Origin of the sequence: Pseudomonas sp. MD195_PC81_125 (assembly GCF_014060985.1) — a bacterium.
Classification (GTDB): Bacteria; Pseudomonadota; Gammaproteobacteria; order Pseudomonadales; family Pseudomonadaceae; genus Aquipseudomonas; species Aquipseudomonas parakoreensis.
In genome coordinates, this window is the sequence record NZ_JABULD010000936.1 from 1 (window position 1) to 686 (window position 686).

The window sequence follows — 686 nt, forward strand, 5'->3', positions numbered from 1 at the left end:
CMAGTCTTGGAAAACTGCACTATTGCATTGCAGAAAGTCAAGAAAATGTCCAAAAGAGATGCCGTGGAGCTGGCGGAATTTTATCTTGCTCGTGTACACCTTCCTCATCTGGCTGATCGTTATCCTGATCAACTTTCTGGTGGTCAACAGCAACGTGTAGCCATTGCTCGTGCCTTGTGTATGAAACCTCGAGTAATGCTTTTCGATGAGCCTACTGCTGCGCTGGACCCTGAAATGGTTCGTGAAGTCCTCGATGTGATGACTGAGGTGGCGAATGAAGGTATGACTATGATTGTGGTCACCCATGAAATTGGTTTTGCCCGTTCTGTTGCATCACGAGTGGTGTTTATGGATGCCGGACGGATAGTAGAGTCAGCTTCACCTACTGAGTTCTTTGATGCACCTAAGTCTGACCGTGCTCGCACATTTTTGCAGCAGGTGATTCGTCACTGAGTTCAATCTTTCTTGCTCAAGAGATGTTTCTCACATCAAAGTTCCCAATGTCTAAGGTGGCAGACAGCTGTTTTTTAAGGATTTTATGGGTGGGGCGTCTCTTTGAGCGGAAATCGTACGCAGTATGACCACAACGCATACACGGAACGACCACTTCCGCCTTTCGAATATAACAACTCGATTATGACGCAAATATAAAATCATGCGGTCAAGGTCAATTCCTGCTTTTGGTC

1 protein-coding gene is annotated in these 686 nt (G+C 46.1%); it reads left to right on the top strand.

Features of this window, described 5'->3' with window-relative positions:
* A partial coding sequence (locus HT737_RS30465) for an amino acid ABC transporter ATP-binding protein (RefSeq protein ID WP_182404676.1) occupies positions 1–453 on the top strand: 453 nt, incomplete at its 5' end.
* Between the last annotated feature and the right edge of the window lie 233 nt (positions 454–686).